The sequence below is a fragment of the Methanosalsum natronophilum genome (assembly GCF_024808815.1).
In the GTDB taxonomy this organism is placed as follows: Archaea; Halobacteriota; Methanosarcinia; order Methanosarcinales; family Methanosarcinaceae; genus Methanosalsum; species Methanosalsum natronophilum.
Window position 1 is genome coordinate 12,387 of record NZ_JANUCS010000011.1, and the last position, 17,121, is coordinate 29,507.

Consider the following 17,121-nt stretch of genomic DNA (forward strand, 5'->3'; position numbering starts at 1 on the left):
TGTGTTAGATGTTTTTGGAAAATACCATCTACCTAATCTGCATATATGAAAAAAGCTGTTGACTGAGGAAGTCAGTGTACATAATCTAATACCCATTTAACATGGTATAATAAGCTAATTTAAACCAATACTGTACTCTCCATAAAACGGCTTATTTATATATAAAGTTGAAAATTTAGTGTAATCATATAGAATTTGCTAATTCAGGTTCTATTGTGATAATACTATTATTAAGTGTATAGATGATTATAAACTGTATTGATTAAAAACTTTGAGTTAAATTATATGTAAAAATAAGTTATAGGAGTAATACAATGGATACATTAGTATATCTTGCACCTGTAGCTGGTATTATTAGTCTTGTATTTGCTGCCTTTTTTGCACGTAGTGTGTTAAAAGAAGGCACCGGGAATGAAAAAATGCAAGAGGTTGCTATGGCAATTCAAGAGGGCGCAATGGCGTATCTGAATCGTCAGTTCAAGACTATAGCAGTAGTTGCTGTTATTATAGCAATTTTAATACTGGTTTTGTTAGGTGATGATGCTTTAAAGATTGCAATTGGATTTTTGGTTGGAGCAGCAAGTTCTGCGTTAGCTGGTTATATAGGCATGCATGTTTCTGTTAGAGCAAATGTAAGAACTGCAAATGCAGCATCAAAAGGCTTAAAACATGCACTCTCAGTAGCCTTTAGAGGTGGAGCTGTTACAGGTTTAGCTGTAGTTGGTCTTGCTCTGCTAGGGACTAGTGGTTTTTATATATTATATGGTGATGTCGACCTAATTCTCGGATTTGCATTTGGTGCAAGTTTAATTAGTCTCTTTGCAAGGGTTGGCGGTGGAATTTATACTAAAGCCGCTGATGTAGGTGCTGATTTAGTTGGTAAAGTTGAGGCTGGAATACCTGAAGATGATCCCCGAAATGCTGGTGTGATTGCAGATAATGTAGGTGATAATGTAGGTGATTGTGCTGGTATGGGTGCAGATCTTTTTGAGACCTATGTTGTAACTGTTCTCGCTGCGATGCTTTTAGGTACACTTATTATTGAAATTCATCCAAATGCTGTATTATATCCATTGATATTAGGCGCAGTTGCAATTTTTGCATCTATCATTGCAATGTTTTTTGTAAGAGTTGGTGATGATGGTAAAATAATGAAAGCATTGTATAAAGGAGTTGCAGTTTCTGCAATTTTATGTCTGCTAGCTTTCTATTTCGTGACTGTTACTCTATTTGGTGATGCAACATTCTATTTTGCAGCAATAGTTGGTGTAATTATAATGGTCTTAATGGTTGTGTTCACTGAATATTATACGTCTACAAGTTTCCGTCCAGTAAAAACAATCGCTCAATCATCTGAGACTGGAGCAGGTACAAATGTCATCTCAGGGCTAGCAATCGGATTTGAAAGTACTACATTACCAATGATCTTCATATCTGGTGGAATTTTAGCAGCTTTTTTTGTTGTAGGTGGAGCGACCGATCCTTCAATAGGCCTTTATGGAATTGCAATTGCTGCATCTGCCATGTTATCCACTACTGGTATGATTGTTGCACTCGATTCGTATGGTCCAGTTACTGACAATGCTGGTGGAATTGCTGAAATGGCAGGTCTACCTGAAGATATTAGGGAGATTACAGATTCACTTGATGCAGTTGGTAATACAACAAAAGCTGTTACTAAAGGGTATGCTATAGGCTCAGCCGCATTAGGGGCTCTCGCGTTATTTGCTGATTATAGGCACAAGGTTGAGCTAGATATTGGAGTATTAGCACTTGATAATCCTCTTGTTCTTGTAGGATTGTTCATTGGTGCTTTATTACCTTTCATATTTAGTGCAGTTACAATGCGTGCCGTTGGAAGAGCTGCATTTAAGGTCGTAAATGAAGTAAGAAGACAATTTAGAGAAATACCTGGGATTATGGAAGGAACTGCAAAACCAGAGTATGGAAAATGCGTAGATATTGTTACAAGTGCAGCTATTAAAGAAATGGCTATTCCTGGTATACTTGCAGTAGTAGTTCCTATTTTGGTTGGTGTCATATTGGGTCCACTTGCGTTGGGTGGTCTTTTAATTGGTATTATTGCTGCTGGTCTGCTTCTAGCATTGACTATGGCCAATGGTGGAGGAGCATGGGATAATGCAAAGAAATTAATTGAGGACGGAGCGCATGGTGGTAAAGGCTCAGAAGCACATAAAGCTGCTGTTGTTGGAGATACTGTTGGTGATCCGTTCAAAGATACATCAGGTCCCGCTATAAATCCGCTAATTAAGGTAGTTAACGTTGTTGCTTTACTTTTCTCTTCACTTTTTATTGGTGGAGGCTTATTATAAGTCAAAGCAACATTTCCGCCAAAACCAGGCGGAATTCTTTTTTTTAATGACAAGAAATTTATATTTAGCTGCCTTTATTGACCTAATATTATACTATAGTACAGATTAAATCTAAAGATCATAGGATATAAAAAAGATGGCAGATGAAATCACTAATGTACTTGGAAAAGGATTCACGGCGTGGTCCAATAATCTAATATTATCGTTACCGTTCATTTTCATGAGTTTGATCTCATTGATAATTGTAATAATCTTTTTTATGTTAGTCTTTGTTGCATTCATTTTTCCAGAAGTGGAGCAGCTAGGTGTTGATCCGCTAACTATAGATTCCAATGTTCTTACCGATTTAGTCATCGTTACGCTTTTAGACAATATTACAATTTTGATAATAGGAGGTATTGTAGCTGGACTGGTAATTTACTTTGTTCAAGCATACTTCATTGCAGCAGCAATTGGAATGATTAAAGAAATTGCATATACTGGAAATACAAAACTTACCAAGATGTTCTACTATGGGAAACTGTATGTGGTAAATTTGTTCCTCTTAAACATTATTATATCTCTATTGATTTTTGCAGGAATTGTATTTACAATACCTGGAATTCTGTTACTTGGAGATATTACACAATTTATTGAAAACCCACTACTTCATATTGATAGGATATCACTTTTAGTTATAGGTATATTGATATGGATAGTTTATGCACTGATTGTTACTGTTTCATTAGCATTATCTGAATATGTTCTTGTAATAGAAGAACTAGATCCATTAAACAGTATTAAAACAGCTTTTAATTTTTTCATGGACAATAAGCTCAATGTATTTATTTTATGGATTATTATAATATCAATTTCTTTTGTTATCAGTATCTTTAATGAGATATTTGTATATGTTGAGTTACTGTCTTTGATATGGTCAATAGCTAGTGTTATTTTATCAATTGCAATAATTCCTCCCCTGACTGCAGCATGGTGGACATACCTATATCTCACATTAACAAATAAGCAACTATATGATAAAAACGAGCTTTTGTCATATGGCGAATTAGATGAACTTGAATCAAATATATAAATTTACTATTCTATAGAACTATTAAGAATTTTACAGGCCTGACATAACTGTGATGTGCATGGTTCGTTGCAGATTTTACAGCTTCCAATGTTAGTTTCCGGATAGGCTGTAGCAAGGATCTTCACCATTTTATCAAAACCACTTAAAAGAGAATATTTTGTGCCTGGGTGATTAACCTCAAGTTCATTTAAATGATCTCTAATTTCTCCTCTCATAGCTTCTTTTGCATAAGGACATTCACTATAATCCACTGGAAGATTGTGGAGATATGCATATAATGCAACTTCTTTTTCAGGTATTTTTCTTAGTGGTTTCGCCCTTAAAACCAACCCATCGAGTTCTTTTGTAGGGGCAAGTCTTACCAGTCTTTCTACATCTCCTCGAATATGGTTTAATAGTATAGTTTGAGCTTCATCATCTAAGTTATGACCTGTTGCTAGCTTATTTGCGCCCATTTCTCTTGCAACACGATTCAATATATGTTTTCTTAACACGCCACAATACGTGCATGCACCTTGTATTCTTTTGCGAGCTACCAGATCATCTAAAGTTTTCCCAAACTCTTCCTGAAATGATACTATTTGGTGTTTTACATCCAACTTGTCAGCCAGTTCCTTTGCACTTTCAATAGTACTATTTCTGTAACCATGAATTCCTTCATCTACTGATATGGCTAATAAGCTGATGTCTGGTCTATGCTTGAATATTTTTTGTAGAATATAAACTAGAACGCTGCTATCCTTTCCACCACTAAGAGCAACTGCAATAGTATCATTCTTATTAATATTCATTTCTTTCCGGATTGAAAGTTTGATTTTTCTTTCAACATCTTCTATAAAGTGTTGACCACATAAGTGCATTCCCGAATACTTTTGAAAAATCACAGGCTTTTGATTGCATTTATTGCATTTATATGACATAAAACCACTAATTCATAAATAGCTAAAGAATTTTAATTGGGATTATTGCTTTTATCTAATAATAACTGAAGCACATTGTTTTTTATATTCCAAATGGAATCAACAGCTTTCCCTCCATAATCAATAGGTGCAGCTCCCTCCAAATCGGCATTGACCATATTTTCATCGTATGGTATACCCCCAAGCAGGTGAATATTTAGCTCTTCAAGATGTTCTTTTACGGGCTCAAGCTCTCCTTTATTTACAACAGCAGCAAGTTTTTTTATTCCAATGTCATGGGCTAATTTTTTTATTCTAGATGCGGTTTCAATTGATCGCATTCCAGGCTCAACTACAACTATCATCAGATCAATACCTTTTGTTGTTCCTCTTCCAAGATGCTCAATACCCGCTTCCATATCGAGGACTACAGTTGAGTTTTCTTTTAATACCACATGCCTGAGAAACGCACGTAAGAAAGAGGAGGCAGGGCACATGCATCCAGTTCCCCCCTTTTCAACAGTACCCATGATAAGCATTTTTACATTATCGGGACCAACTACCCCATACTTTTCAACAATATCATCTACTTTAGGATTATAATTAAAGAACCCACCTGTTTCTCCTGCTCTTTCTTGTATTAAATCTTTATAATCTGTTAGAGGTCTAGGTGGGTTTTTGATACCTAAGGAAGATGCAAGGTTCATATCAGAATCCGCATCAATTGCTATTGAATCGTATCCATCCTTTGCGAGCATTCTTGCTAAGGTACCGGAGAAGGTAGTTTTACCGACGCCGCCTTTACCTGTAATAGCTATCTTAAACATATTTTATCCCTCATTCATGTAACGATGAATAATCCGCGTTATTGAACTATTGATTATAGTTTGATTAAAATATATTAATACTTTGTAAAAACGAACAAGTATAGGTAGAATGTATTTGTAATATAGAAATAATACAGTATAGTAATGATATTGTGATAATATGACAGGAAGTACTTTTGGTAAAATATTTAAAGTTACTACATGGGGCGAATCTCATGGTAAAGCCTTAGGCGTTGTAATCGATGGAGTCCCACCCGGAATAGCTATCAGCTCTAAGGATATCCAGAAAGAACTGAACCGTAGAAAGCCTGGGCAAAGTCAAATCTCTACATCAAGGAAAGAAAAAGATATTGTAGAAATCTTGTCGGGTGTTTTTGATGAAAAAACAACAGGTGCACCAATATCTATGGTAATTTGGAATCAGGATGCTGACTCGAGTGCTTATGAATATATGAAACACATACCAAGACCGGGACATGCAGATTTTGCTTATGATATGAAATATGGTGTTGGTATTAGGGATTATAAAGGAGGTGGAAGGTCATCAGCCCGCGAAACTGTTGCTAGAGTCGCAGCTGGTGCTGTTGCTAAACTGTTGTTAAATAGGGAGAACATTAAAATTGTCGGTCATGTAATCTCAATTGGTGATATTAATGCAAAAGAAATGAATTTCGAAAATGTTTCCTTGAATGTTGAAAAAACACCTGTCAGATGTGCTGACATCGATGCTGCTCATTCTATGATGCAACTTATTGAAAGGGTTAAAGAGGAAGGAGATAGTTTAGGAGGAAAAGTTGAAGTCTTGGTAAAAGGTATTCCAGCAGGACTTGGAGAACCCGTATTTGATAAATTGGATGCAGATATCTCAAAGGCAATGATGAGCATAGGCTCAGTAAAAGGTATTGAATTTGGTGCAGGTTTCAACTGTATTTCTATGAAAGGGAGTGAAATGAATGATGAAATAACTGTTCAAAATGGCACTATTGAGATGACTACTAACAATGCTGGAGGTATATTAGGTGGAATTTCTACAGGTATGCCGATAATTTGTAGACTAGCAATTAAGCCAACACCATCAATATCTAAGGTTCAAAAAAGTATTAATTCTGATAAAATGGAGGAAGCTGAACTGTTTATTAGAGGTCGCCATGACCCAACAATACCTCCTAGAATAGTTCCAGTTGCAGAAGCTATGATGGCACTTGTTTTAGTTGATCATTTGTTATTGTCAGGGCTTATTACCCGACATACAACAAGATAGAGACGAAAACAATTTTTATTTTTAACTTAAAAAGTAGTTAGATGGATAGCTTAGAAATTAATCTATCCAATTACAGTTCTAATTTTTCCATTCTTTCGACAGCTTCACCTATTCGTTCTACTGACCGAGTAAGTGCAAATCTGATATAGCCTTCTCCATATTCGCCAAACCCTACACCAGGTGTTGCTACAATTCCAGCTTCTTCTAACAAAAGCTTTGAAAACTCGATTGAAGTATACTTTTCAGGGATAGGGGCCCATACATAGAATGTAGCTTTCGGCGGCTTTACATCTAATCCCATTTGATTTAAACCTTTTAATAAAGTATCTCTTCTTTTAGTATAAAGGTTATTCATATCAGCAACACATTGTTGTGAGCTAGTTAATGCTGTAATTCCAGCTCTTTGAATAGCATCAAATGCACCGGAGTCAATATTCGATTTAACTTTTCCAAGTCCACTTATAATATCACTGTTACCAACAGCAAATGCAATTCTCCATCCAGTCATGTTATAAGTTTTTGATAATGAATATAGTTCAATACCTACATCTTTTGCACCATCCACATCTAAGAAGTTTGGAGCATTGTATTCGTCATAGACCATTTCAGAATAGGCATTGTCATGGATGACTATAATGTTGTTTTCTTTTGCAAAATCGACGACCTCTTTAAAGAAATCTTTTGTTGCTGTAGCTGATGTAGGGTTATTTGGATAGTTTAAGAACATCAATTTAGCTTTCTTCAATACATCTTGTGGGATGTTTTTAAGGTCGGGTAAAAATGAATTTTCTTTTAGTAATGGCATTATATATGGAGTTCCACCCGCAAACTGTGTTCCTATTTTATACACGGGATAAGCAGGGTCTGGGACAAGTGCAATATCGCCCGGATTTATAAAAGCTAATGGAATGTGTGCCACACCTTCCTTTGAACCTATCATGGTAAGAGTTTCTGTTACAGGATCCACGTCTATACCTTTTTCATTTTTTAACCAGGTAGCTGCAGCTTCTCTGAAATCTATCAATCCACTGTATGATGGATATTTATGGTTCACAGGATCCTTAACAGCTTCACACATAGATTCAATAATATGTTCAGGTGTGGCTTGATCAGGATCACCAACTCCAAGATCTATTACGTCTACACCTTTATTCATCATTTCAGCTTTAGCTTCATCGATCGTTGCAAATAAATATGGGGGTAATGCATTAATTCTTTCAGCGTACATTTTTTTCACCAACATTTTTATGTAAATTTGTTTAGTAATTCAGCTTTAATTTGAATTAGAATTCTTTTTTTAATATTTAAATCCTATCAACAATCTATTAAAGGGTTCAATTTATTGTAGTTGTTGCTCATTCTATAAAGTCCATGAAATAAAAGTTTCAACATCTTTTAAACCTTAATATCTTTATAACTTACATTATATGCTATATTGTTAAATAATGTAGCATATAATATTAATTTAAATGCAAAAATTCATATGGATATACATAGATAAGTGTTTGGCTAAAACAAGGAGGAATTTATAATGGATTGTTTTATAGATACTGATTTTAAAAAAGCTATCGAATTCCATGGGCATAGATGTCCAGGCTTAGCTATTGGTTACAGGGTTGCTTTGATTGCAATAGATTGTTTTCCAGATAAGTCTCAAGATGAAGAGATTGTAGCTATTGTGGAAAATAATTCTTGTTCAATTGATGCTATTCAAGTTATTAATGGCTGCACTTTTGGAAAAGGTAATCTTATATTTAATAATCATGGGAAACATGTATACACTTTTTTTGGAAGAGATGAAGATAAAGCTTTTAGAATTTCACTAATAAAAGACTTGTCTATATCTAATTCTAGCTCTACATCGAAAAATATTGAATTATTTGAAAAAGTAAGAAATGGGAATGCAACAGAAGAAGAGATAAAAATACATAATCAAATGAAAGATAAAAAGATATTGGATATTCTAAATTTTGATACTAATGATCTATTTAAGATAGAACAAGTTAATATGAAAATTCCTAAAAAAGCTAGAATATATCCATCGATTGAATGTGAGGAATGTAAAGAACATGTGATGGAACCTTTGGCAAAAAAAAGCGGCTCAAAAACAGTGTGTATTCCCTGCTATAACGAAAAAGATGAACAATCTTGATGACTTTTTGCCGACATAGATACGTTTATTTTTCACTATTTGATTCTATATTTCTAGAATACATTCCCAATTTTCAACTGTATATATTCAATATGGTCAAAGACCTATCGAATCGAACTTTTGTCATAATGAGGTGTGAAGTTGAATGTTATAGAAAAATTTCAATCATTATTCATACTTCTATCTGTGTTCTTAGGTCTAATTATAGGGCAGTATGAATTTTTTAATAACTATGCATCTATCTTTATATTACCCTTTCTTATTATAATGCTGTTAGGCATCTTCCTCCAAGTACCTCTCAGACAACTGAAAAAAGCGGTGCGTAACTGGAGATTTGCAGGAATATCTGCAAGCATTAATTTCATTTTAAATCCTATTTTAGCGTTCTTATTAGGTTTCTTGTTTTTAAGAGAAGAGCCTGCGTTATGGATTGGTTTCATCATGTTAATGGTAACACCATGTACCGATTGGTATCTCTTATTTACGGGTACTGCTAAAGGTAATCTACCATTATCAACTTCAATATTACCAATGAACCTTATATTGCAACTAATATTGCTTCCAATTTACCTATTCATATTTGTAGGAACTATAGCTACGATTGATATATTTTTACTTATAGAAAGCGTTGTTTTAGTACTTTTTTTACCATTTACTATGTCGGTTATTATAAAATGGATTATTCCTTGGATAAAAGGAAAAGATTGGCTAGAAATGAAGATTTTTCCAAAACTTGATAAAATACAATTTATTTTTTTGAACTTAGCAATAGTAGCAATGTTTGCATCTCAGGGTGAACAATTGCTAGACAACCCATTAATTTTCCTTCAATTATTTATTCCTATTATTTTGTTCTTTGCTACTGTTTTCATTATAGCTCAGCTGGTTGGGAAACTAGCTCGATTGTCGTACAAAGACACTGTAAGCTTAAGTATGACAACACTTGCACGAAACTCACCTATTGTTTTAGCTATTGCTTTGATAGCATTTCCACATGAACCTTTAATTGCATTAGTTTTAGTAATTGGGCCTTTGATAGAATTGCCAATGCTTAGTATTGTATCTAATATCTTGCTATGGTCAAAAAATCATTGGTGGTAAAGTATTAGTATAATTGTAGTTTAGAGTATTTTTGTAACAAACCATTTTTAAATATTGGAATAACTGATAAAAAAGAAAGGCTTAATACTAATAGAAGTTGCTATTATACCTTATGATGAGAACATTTTTTTAGTTGCAAATGGAGTACAATGATGTTGTGATTATTCCTAATCTTTTCGTCATGAACAAAAATATACTCGTGCGAATTTTTAGCCATTTCTTTATCTTATTCGATTTCTTAGCTAAACTTTTCTCTATTTATTCTTTTGAGTTATAAGAAGTTACATATATTTATTTTAAGATTTAGTATTATGTACACCATTTAAGTAATTCAGGTTCAGTAAAGGAATGAATCATTTCTTTTATACCTTCCTCATAAGGAGTTACTTTAAAATTTGGATATCTGGCTTTGAATTTATCAAAGGACATTATATATGGGTAGTTGAACTGGAATAACATTTCACGTGCTTCTTTAAGTTCTGGTATGAAAGGTGCGAGTGCTGTCTGCAGGAAAAATGGCATGAACCTGACTCTATGCCTTGTTTTGAATTCCTTATTAAACAACTCAACTATTTCCTCCATGGTGATAGGGTCACCTACAGGCAAGTGCCATACATCTCCATATGAGCCATCATCAAGGGCGAGTTTTACTAGAGCCCTAGCATTATCTACTGTATAAGCATATGTGTGTTTAATGCCAGGCTTTGAGATGGACCTTGGACTCTTCTTATCAAGAATTCGGGCCAAGAAATTTATGTAAAACTGACTATTTATAGCATGGGGGCCATAAAAATCAGCTGAACGAGCAATAAGTGCATCAATCATACCTGAATTCATAGCCTCGAGTAAAATGTCAGCAGTCTCTTTCCTTGCTGCGCCTTTTTTACTAGTAGGAAATTGTTTTGTAGTTTCATCAAATGGAACAGGTAATGGCGGGGGGCCGTACATGTAAACATTGTCAAAAAAAATAAGTTTACTCTTTTCAGCTTTACATATGCTTATAATATTTCTCATTATATTGGGCCAGTCACGAGCCCAGATCTCACTACTATATGGTAGACCAATACACAGGTAAATATGGGAAAAACCATTTATTGCCTTTTTAGCTTCTTCAAAATTCAGCAAATCAGCTTTTATGGTATCTACACAGTGTATTTTTTTAGTACGTTCGAGAGCCTTAACAGCTATTTTTTGTTTTTTCAGCTCTTTTATGACCGAATCCCCAACAACTCCTGCACCCCCAAGCACTAAATGAACTTGTTCATGTGTTTGCATATATATCGAATATATATTTGGGGGGTATTATTATATAATCTTAATTAAGCCATATCCTACTATATTTGGTTTTATGTATTTGATTAATGATTATATCCTAAGTTACCCATCCCTTAACATCCGCTCGAATTATCTATGTAGGATAGGTGGTCTGCTAAAAGCATTAATGTAACAAATTTTAGTTAACTGCTGGAGTTAAATGTTACTATATTAGAAATTAAGGTGCAATTCAATTTATATCCAGGGCATTTTGAGGTCAATAAACTGGGCTATTTTAGAATGAAAGTTATTATCAGTATTCATGCTCATTGAAAGATATAAAACTCTGACCTTAATCATGTAATAAAATGACTTTCAAATAAATTGGTAATCATCTTACTTATTATTGAGCAAAAGAAATATTTGTAGCAATGCTACAATACGAATAATGTACATGATTCTTAAAGCGATTTGTTGTTAGTGCTCTGTTCATTTGTTTAAAGCACCATTAAACTTTATGATGCTTGCCTATTCAAATTGTAGGATACAAGTTGTTTATACAAGCACATTTGAAGAAACATTATTAGAGCAGAAAATAAACCACTTCTAGAATCCGAAATATATTTTACTATTGAAAGTAATTATGGATGCTTAACTAGACCATAATTATAAATATGCGTTTTATTATAATATGTACAAAGCTGAAGCTTGATATTGTTTTTATATTCCCTAACTGAGGATTTCAATGAGTGATATTTTAAGAAGAGGAAGACTTTCAGACGTTCCGGATGAAAAAATTCAGAATTTTTCTTCATCAATGAATGACGATAAATGGATATTTAATGCTGATATTCTTGTAGATTTTGCGCATACTGTTATGCTTTTTGAACAAGATATAATATCAAGAAAAGAGTGTAAACTTATTCTGGGAGGCCTACAAAAAATAAAAAATGAAGGAATTGTAGGTCTAGATTGGAATTATGAAGATATACACATTTCACTGGAATCAAAGTTGATTGATCTAGTTGGTGAAGATGTAGGCGGACGTATGCATTCAGGAAGATCTCGAAATGACGAGGTTGCTACTTGTATTAGAATAACTCTTAGAGAACAGTTAATTGAGCTGATGGAAGAGATTAATAAACTAAGGGTAGCACTATTAGACGTTTCTTTGTCTAATATCGATACTATTTTGCCAGGATACACTCATTTGCAACATGCACAACCAACAACATTAGCTCATCATTTCCTTGCACATGCAGGTTCCCTAGAACGAGACTTTGGGCGAGCATTTGATGCATATAAAAGAATTAATTTATGTCCATTAGGTGCATCTGCATTTGCTTCAACGGGATTTAACATTGACAGAACTAGAACTCAAGAACTGCTAGGTTTTGATGACATTCTTGAAAATTCAATGGATGCAGTAAGTTCTCGTGACTTTTTAATAGAAACCGCAGCATTATGTTCGAATATAATGATTAATTTAAGCAAAATGTCTGAAGAGATAGTGCTTTGGTCAAGTTCAGAGTTTAATTTCATTGAAATTCACGATAAATATGCATCAACGTCATCAATAATGCCTCAAAAGAAAAACCCTGACACAGCAGAACTTATTAGGGGGAAGTCAGGTGCAGTTATAGGTAGCTTAATGTCATTAATCACTATATGTAAATCCTTACCTTTAAGCTACAATCGAGACTTGCAAGAAGCAACACCAAATATTTGGAGGTGTATGGATACTACTATCACCTCAGTGTCTATTATGGCCGGTATAATCTCGACTTTAAATGTGAACAAAAAAGCAATGGAATCTGCTAATAGTGTTGGTTTTACTACAGCTACTGAACTGGCGGATACACTAGTTCGTTCTACTGGTATTCCTTTCAGGACAGCACATCAAATAATAGGAACTATTTCTAAAAACACTTCAAGTCCAACTTTAGAACAAATTGATGAAGTTGCATATTCAATAACTAATTCTAAAATGAGTGAAAGAGGTTTAACCCAAAAACACGTTCATGATGCATTAGATCCGTTCCATAATATTAATAGACGTGATGTTGTAGGTGGCCCTGCAACAAATGAGACTCTAAGGTCTATAAATTCTCATCGAGATAGGTTAGGCGTAGATGACCAAAATTTGGAAGCTTGTAATAGTAAGTTAATTAGATGTGTTGATAAGCTAATGAAAGTAGTTGATTCTTATATGTAACAATTATCCCTTTGTTATAATAATATCAACCGTGTAGAAGAATAGTAATATTATATTAACATTATTTGTAGGTAATAGTATGGAGTTAGAAACTGGAGATAAAATTAGAGTTAAGAAAAATGGCTTTATTTATGAAGGTGTTCTCATGCCAAAGTCAGCAGATCACCTTGTCATAAAAATGGCAAGTGGATATAATGTGGGCATAAATCCAGAAGATAGTTTAATTGAATTGATAGAAAAGAACTCAATTTCTCCATCGGATTCACCTAAAAAAAAAGATGTCTGTAAAACAAATAAAGAGTTGCCACAGGTTTCAATTATTTCAACTGGTGGAACTATTTCGAGTAAGATTGATTATAGGACCGGTGCAGTATCATCTCAATTTTCAGCAGATGAAATTCTTTCTTCAATCCCTGAACTTGAAGATATTGCTTGGTTTTCAGGACGTGTAGTATACAATATTCTTTCAGAGAATATGAAACCAGAATACTGGTCACAACTTGCAACAGCTGTCTATGAAGAAATTAAAAAAGGAGCAGATGGAATCATAATAGCTCATGGAACTGACACAATGATGTATACAGCTTCTGCATTATCCTTCATGATAGAAACACCCGTGCCTATAGTATTTGTAGGCTCACAAAGGAGTGCTGATAGACCAAGTAGCGACAATATAATGAATGTTATCAGTGCTGCTAAAGTTGCAACTAGTGAAATAGCAGAGGTATGTGTGGTAATGCATGATAGTATTTCAGATGATAAATGTGGGATATACCGGGCTTCATGTGTTCGAAAGATGCACACATCAAGAAGAGATGCATTTTTTAACATCAATAATACAAAAATTGGGTATGTTAACTATTCGAATCAAAAAATTGACACTATTTCAGATTACAATAAGAAAGGCTGCAATGCTCTTAAATTAAACACAGCAATTGATTCAAAGTGTGCACTTCTCAAGTACTATCCTGGAGCTGAACCCAATATATTATCTTACTACGTAGATGAAGGGTATCGTGGTATTGTAATTGAAGGTACTGGACTTGGTCATGTTTCAACAGAGTGGGTACCATACATAAAACAAGTTGTTGAGTCAGGTATTGTTGTTGTAATAACATCACAGTGCTTGTATGGAAGGGTTTGTGACAGAGTTTATGACACTGGCAGGGACTTGATACAAGCTGGTGCAATTGAAGGTAAAAACATGTTGCCTGAGGTTGCACTAGTCAAGCTGATGTGTGCATTAGGTCAGTATGATGAAAGAAATAAGGTAATTGAGTTCATGAACACCAACATATCAGGAGAATTTTCACTAAGAAGTTTGCTTTAAAGTACTTTGATTATCACTTGATATATAATATTCATATATGGAAAATAATTTATTGATGAATGTAATCTAGAGTCTCTTAAGTTTAAATGGAGAATAATCATGTTATCAAATATGCTTAGAACACATTATACCAATCAGATATCACCACAAGAGATTGGTGAAGGTGAACAAATAAAGGTTGCTGGATGGGTTTATGAGGTTCGTGACCTTGGAGGAATATGTTTTGTTGTTGTCCGTGATCGTGAGGGTAAAGCACAAGTAACTTTAGTTAAGAAAAAAACAGATTCTGAATTATTTGATTTTTCAAGAAAGTTGATTAGAGAAGCAGTCATTTCAGTTACTGGAACTGTTAAACCATCTGATAAAGCACCTAACGGATTCGAAATAATACCATCTGAAATCAATTTGTTAAATAATGCTGATTCTCCTTTACCAATGGATACAACAGGTAAAGTGGAAGCAGAACTTGATACACGATTAGATGCTAGGTACATTGATTTGAGAAAACCTAAAACTAACGCTATTTTCAGAATAAGACACGAAGTTCTAAGAAGTGTTCGTGATTTTTTAACATGTAATGGTTTCATTGAAACAACTACCCCAAAAGTAGTTGCTACAGCTACAGAAGGAGGTACGTCTTTATTTCCGATAACTTATTTCATGACCGAGGCTTTTTTGAACCAAAGTCCACAATTGTTCAAACAGATTTTGATGAGTAGTGGAATGGATAATGTTTTTGAAATTGGTCCTATTTTCAGGGCAGAAGAACATGATACTCGTCGTCACTTGAATGAAGCTACTTCTATTGACATAGAGTCTAGTTTTAGTGATCATTATGATGTAATGCAGATTTTGGAGGATATGTTAAGTCAAGTTTACTTAAACGTAAAACAAAACTGTGAAAGTCAGTTAGATGTCCTTGACCTAGATCTTGAAGTTCCTAAAACTCCATTCTTGAAATTAAAGTACGAAGAAGCTATAAATATTGTTAACTCTGAAAGTGATGAGGAACTAGAATGGGGTGAAGATCTTGGTACTATTGCGGAGAACTTGGTGGGACAGGATGTATTCGAGCGCACTGGTCAATCACATTATTTTATTATAGACTGGCCGACTGAAATAAAGCCATTTTATGCAATGGGATATGAAGATAATGCTGAGATAAGCAAATCATTTGATTTAATGCATCGTAGAATGGAATTGGCTTCAGGTGCACAACGTGTACATGAATATGATATACTCAAAAATAGAATAGAAGCTAAAGGACTAAATCCAGACAATTTTGATTTTTATCTTGATGCATTTAGGTATGGTATGCCACCACATTCTGGGTGGGGTGTAGGCTGTGAAAGACTTTTGATGACAATGACAGAAGTGGATAACATAAGAGATGTTGTGCTATTCCCAAGGGATAGACGCAGATTATCCCCATAATCAATTTTATTTGCACTCGAGTTGATGAGTATGCAGCAAAATAGAAACATTCAAAGTTGTTCAAGTGAGAAGGAAGCTGTAGGAAAATCTGCTGCTATGGCTGTAAATGATGGGATGGTTATTGGTGTAGGTACAGGCTCAACTACTGCTTATGCGATTAAAGAAATAGGTAGGAGAGTTGTGGAGGAAGGTCTTGACATAAAAGCAGTACCCACTTCATATCAATCAGAGATGCTATCAATAGATTCTGGTGTGCCACTAACAACTCTTGCTGAGAATCCAGTTCTTGACTTAGCTATTGATGGTGCAGACCAAGTTGATGCCAACCTTTTTGCTATAAAAGGTGGTGGTGCAGCTCAGACACGTGAAAAAGTCGTTAGCTGTTCAGCAAATCATTTTATTTTACTGGTAGACGAATCTAAATTATCATATACACTTGACCACTTTGTTCCACTAGAAATACTGCCATATGCAAGGGGAATTGTTTGTAAACAGATAGAAGAAATGAATGGTAGTCCAGAATTACGTATGGCTAATCGTAAAGATGGACCAATTATTAGTGACAATGGTAATTTTATAATAGATGCGTATTTTGGAACTATAGAAGAACCTGAAGTTTTTTCTAAAAAGTTATCTTTATGTGTAGGTGTTGTAGAACACGGTATATTTTCTAATGTTGACGAAATTTATGTTGGTAAAAAGGATGGAAATGTTGAAATAATTTCTTAATATTTTAGCTTCAATGTCGTTTATATCTTGGAGTAGATTAAAAAAGGATATATACCACTAATTACATTAAGGAGTTGAAATCAATTATATCATGTTTGTTTTATGAAATAATACTAAATATCTGTTAATTGATAGGGCCCGTGGTCTAGCTGGTTATGACATCGCCTTTACACGGCGGGGATCCTGCGTTCGAATCGCAGCGGGCCCATTGTTCAAAAGCAAACAATTGGTAGACTTTTCACTTTTTTCTCTTTAATTTATTTTTATTTTAATTGGAATTATTAGATGACTGTACAATTTCTCTGTTCAATACATTGTTTGTTGCAAGAAAATAATCTTCTTCCCTATGTGATGGTTCAAAGATTTGTACATCATGCCTAGCTATGTCACTCTTTTTTTGTGTTAATGCTAGTAAAGGATATTTATTATACTTATTTACTTTATTTTTTGAAAAAAGATTGCTTTACAGTCTGACATAGGAATTAATTTTAAGAGAATTCTTTGCTTTATTAAA

The 17,121-nt window shown here is 34.2% G+C and carries 13 protein-coding genes and 1 tRNA gene; 10 read left to right on the plus strand and 4 right to left on the minus strand.

The features are described from left to right. Positions 1 to 314 precede the first annotated feature (314 nt). A complete protein-coding gene (locus J2T59_RS06700; protein WP_259135143.1) occupies positions 315 to 2,333 on the plus strand; it encodes a sodium-translocating pyrophosphatase in 2,019 nt (672 codons plus the stop codon). Between the two features lie 136 nt (positions 2,334 to 2,469). After that, on the plus strand, positions 2,470 to 3,405 hold the full coding sequence (locus J2T59_RS06705) for a DUF7847 domain-containing protein (protein ID WP_259135144.1): 936 nt from the start codon (positions 2,470 to 2,472) through the stop codon (positions 3,403 to 3,405). A gap of 5 nt (positions 3,406 to 3,410) precedes the next feature. Here the strand turns inward: J2T59_RS06705 and J2T59_RS06710 are convergent, their stop codons facing one another. Together J2T59_RS06710 and J2T59_RS06715 are read right to left on the minus strand one after the other, a co-directional pair. Then, positions 3,411 to 4,325, minus strand: a complete 915-nt coding sequence (locus J2T59_RS06710; RefSeq protein ID WP_259135145.1) for a TIGR00269 family protein — start codon at positions 4,323 to 4,325, stop codon at positions 3,411 to 3,413. 32 nt (positions 4,326 to 4,357) lie between these two features. Further along, a complete protein-coding gene (locus J2T59_RS06715; RefSeq protein ID WP_259135146.1) occupies positions 4,358 to 5,131 on the minus strand; it encodes an ATP-binding protein in 774 nt (257 codons plus the stop codon). A gap of 160 nt (positions 5,132 to 5,291) precedes the next feature. Between J2T59_RS06715 and aroC the strand changes: the two genes are divergently transcribed. Further along, positions 5,292 to 6,392 carry a chorismate synthase gene (aroC, locus tag J2T59_RS06720; protein ID WP_259135147.1) on the plus strand — a complete coding sequence of 367 codons (1,101 nt, stop codon included), beginning with the start codon at positions 5,292 to 5,294 and terminating at the stop codon, positions 6,390 to 6,392. Positions 6,393 to 6,462: 70 nt separating this feature from the next. On the opposite strand, the gene J2T59_RS06725 is transcribed toward aroC, so the two are convergent. After that, positions 6,463 to 7,620, minus strand: coding sequence for an LL-diaminopimelate aminotransferase (locus tag J2T59_RS06725; protein WP_259135148.1), 1,158 nt, complete (start codon positions 7,618 to 7,620; stop codon positions 6,463 to 6,465). Between the two features lie 303 nt (positions 7,621 to 7,923). Between J2T59_RS06725 and J2T59_RS06730 the strand changes: the two genes are divergently transcribed. After that, positions 7,924 to 8,544 (plus strand): FmdE family protein, encoded by a 621-nt coding sequence (locus J2T59_RS06730; RefSeq protein ID WP_259135149.1) that lies wholly within the window; start codon positions 7,924 to 7,926, stop codon positions 8,542 to 8,544. A 135-nt stretch (positions 8,545 to 8,679) separates the two neighbouring features. Next, the gene (locus J2T59_RS06735; protein WP_259135150.1) at positions 8,680 to 9,645 is read left to right on the plus strand and encodes an arsenic resistance protein; all 966 of its coding nucleotides are present in this window, start codon (positions 8,680 to 8,682) and stop codon (positions 9,643 to 9,645) included. 309 nt (positions 9,646 to 9,954) lie between these two features. Here J2T59_RS06735 and J2T59_RS06740 read toward each other — a convergent pair whose 3' ends face one another. After that, a complete protein-coding gene (locus J2T59_RS06740; protein ID WP_259135152.1) occupies positions 9,955 to 10,920 on the minus strand; it encodes an NAD-dependent epimerase/dehydratase family protein in 966 nt (321 codons plus the stop codon). A gap of 724 nt (positions 10,921 to 11,644) precedes the next feature. On the opposite strand from J2T59_RS06740, the gene argH reads away from it, so the two are divergent. The 5 genes from argH (at position 11,645) to J2T59_RS06765 (ending at position 16,815) form a co-directional block, all read left to right on the plus strand. Beyond that, on the plus strand, positions 11,645 to 13,114 hold the full coding sequence (gene argH / locus J2T59_RS06745; RefSeq protein WP_259135153.1) for an argininosuccinate lyase: 1,470 nt from the start codon (positions 11,645 to 11,647) through the stop codon (positions 13,112 to 13,114). A gap of 79 nt (positions 13,115 to 13,193) precedes the next feature. Further along, positions 13,194 to 14,444, plus strand: coding sequence for a Glu-tRNA(Gln) amidotransferase subunit GatD (gene gatD, locus J2T59_RS06750; protein ID WP_259135155.1), 1,251 nt, complete (start codon positions 13,194 to 13,196; stop codon positions 14,442 to 14,444). A 99-nt stretch (positions 14,445 to 14,543) separates the two neighbouring features. After that, entirely contained in the window at positions 14,544 to 15,878 is a 1,335-nt protein-coding gene (aspS, locus tag J2T59_RS06755) for an aspartate--tRNA(Asn) ligase (RefSeq protein ID WP_259135157.1), read from the plus strand. A gap of 30 nt (positions 15,879 to 15,908) precedes the next feature. Beyond that, positions 15,909 to 16,607, plus strand: a complete 699-nt coding sequence (rpiA, locus tag J2T59_RS06760; RefSeq protein ID WP_259135158.1) for a ribose-5-phosphate isomerase RpiA — start codon at positions 15,909 to 15,911, stop codon at positions 16,605 to 16,607. Between the two features lie 134 nt (positions 16,608 to 16,741). Next, positions 16,742 to 16,815 (plus strand) — tRNA-Val (locus tag J2T59_RS06765). The last annotated feature ends 306 nt before the right edge of the window (positions 16,816 to 17,121 follow it).

Excerpts from the sequence above, each read along its gene's own strand:
- J2T59_RS06700 (WP_259135143.1), top strand. The coding sequence starts at position 315 with ATGGATACATTAGTATATCTTGCACCTGTAGCTGGTATTATTAGTCTT.
- argH (WP_259135153.1), top strand. The coding sequence starts at position 11,645 with ATGAGTGATATTTTAAGAAGAGGAAGACTTTCAGACGTTCCGGATGAA.
- J2T59_RS06710 (WP_259135145.1), bottom strand. The coding sequence starts at position 4,325 with ATGTCATATAAATGCAATAAATGCAATCAAAAGCCTGTGATTTTTCAA.
- aroC (WP_259135147.1), top strand. The coding sequence starts at position 5,292 with ATGACAGGAAGTACTTTTGGTAAAATATTTAAAGTTACTACATGGGGC.
- J2T59_RS06730 (WP_259135149.1), top strand. The coding sequence starts at position 7,924 with ATGGATTGTTTTATAGATACTGATTTTAAAAAAGCTATCGAATTCCAT.
- J2T59_RS06740 (WP_259135152.1), bottom strand. The coding sequence starts at position 10,920 with ATGCAAACACATGAACAAGTTCATTTAGTGCTTGGGGGTGCAGGAGTT.
- rpiA (WP_259135158.1), top strand. The coding sequence starts at position 15,909 with ATGCAGCAAAATAGAAACATTCAAAGTTGTTCAAGTGAGAAGGAAGCT.
- J2T59_RS06725 (WP_259135148.1), bottom strand. The coding sequence starts at position 7,620 with ATGTACGCTGAAAGAATTAATGCATTACCCCCATATTTATTTGCAACG.
- gatD (WP_259135155.1), top strand. The coding sequence starts at position 13,194 with ATGGAGTTAGAAACTGGAGATAAAATTAGAGTTAAGAAAAATGGCTTT.
- J2T59_RS06715 (WP_259135146.1), bottom strand. The coding sequence starts at position 5,131 with ATGTTTAAGATAGCTATTACAGGTAAAGGCGGCGTCGGTAAAACTACC.
- aspS (WP_259135157.1), top strand. The coding sequence starts at position 14,544 with ATGTTATCAAATATGCTTAGAACACATTATACCAATCAGATATCACCA.
- J2T59_RS06705 (WP_259135144.1), top strand. The coding sequence starts at position 2,470 with ATGGCAGATGAAATCACTAATGTACTTGGAAAAGGATTCACGGCGTGG.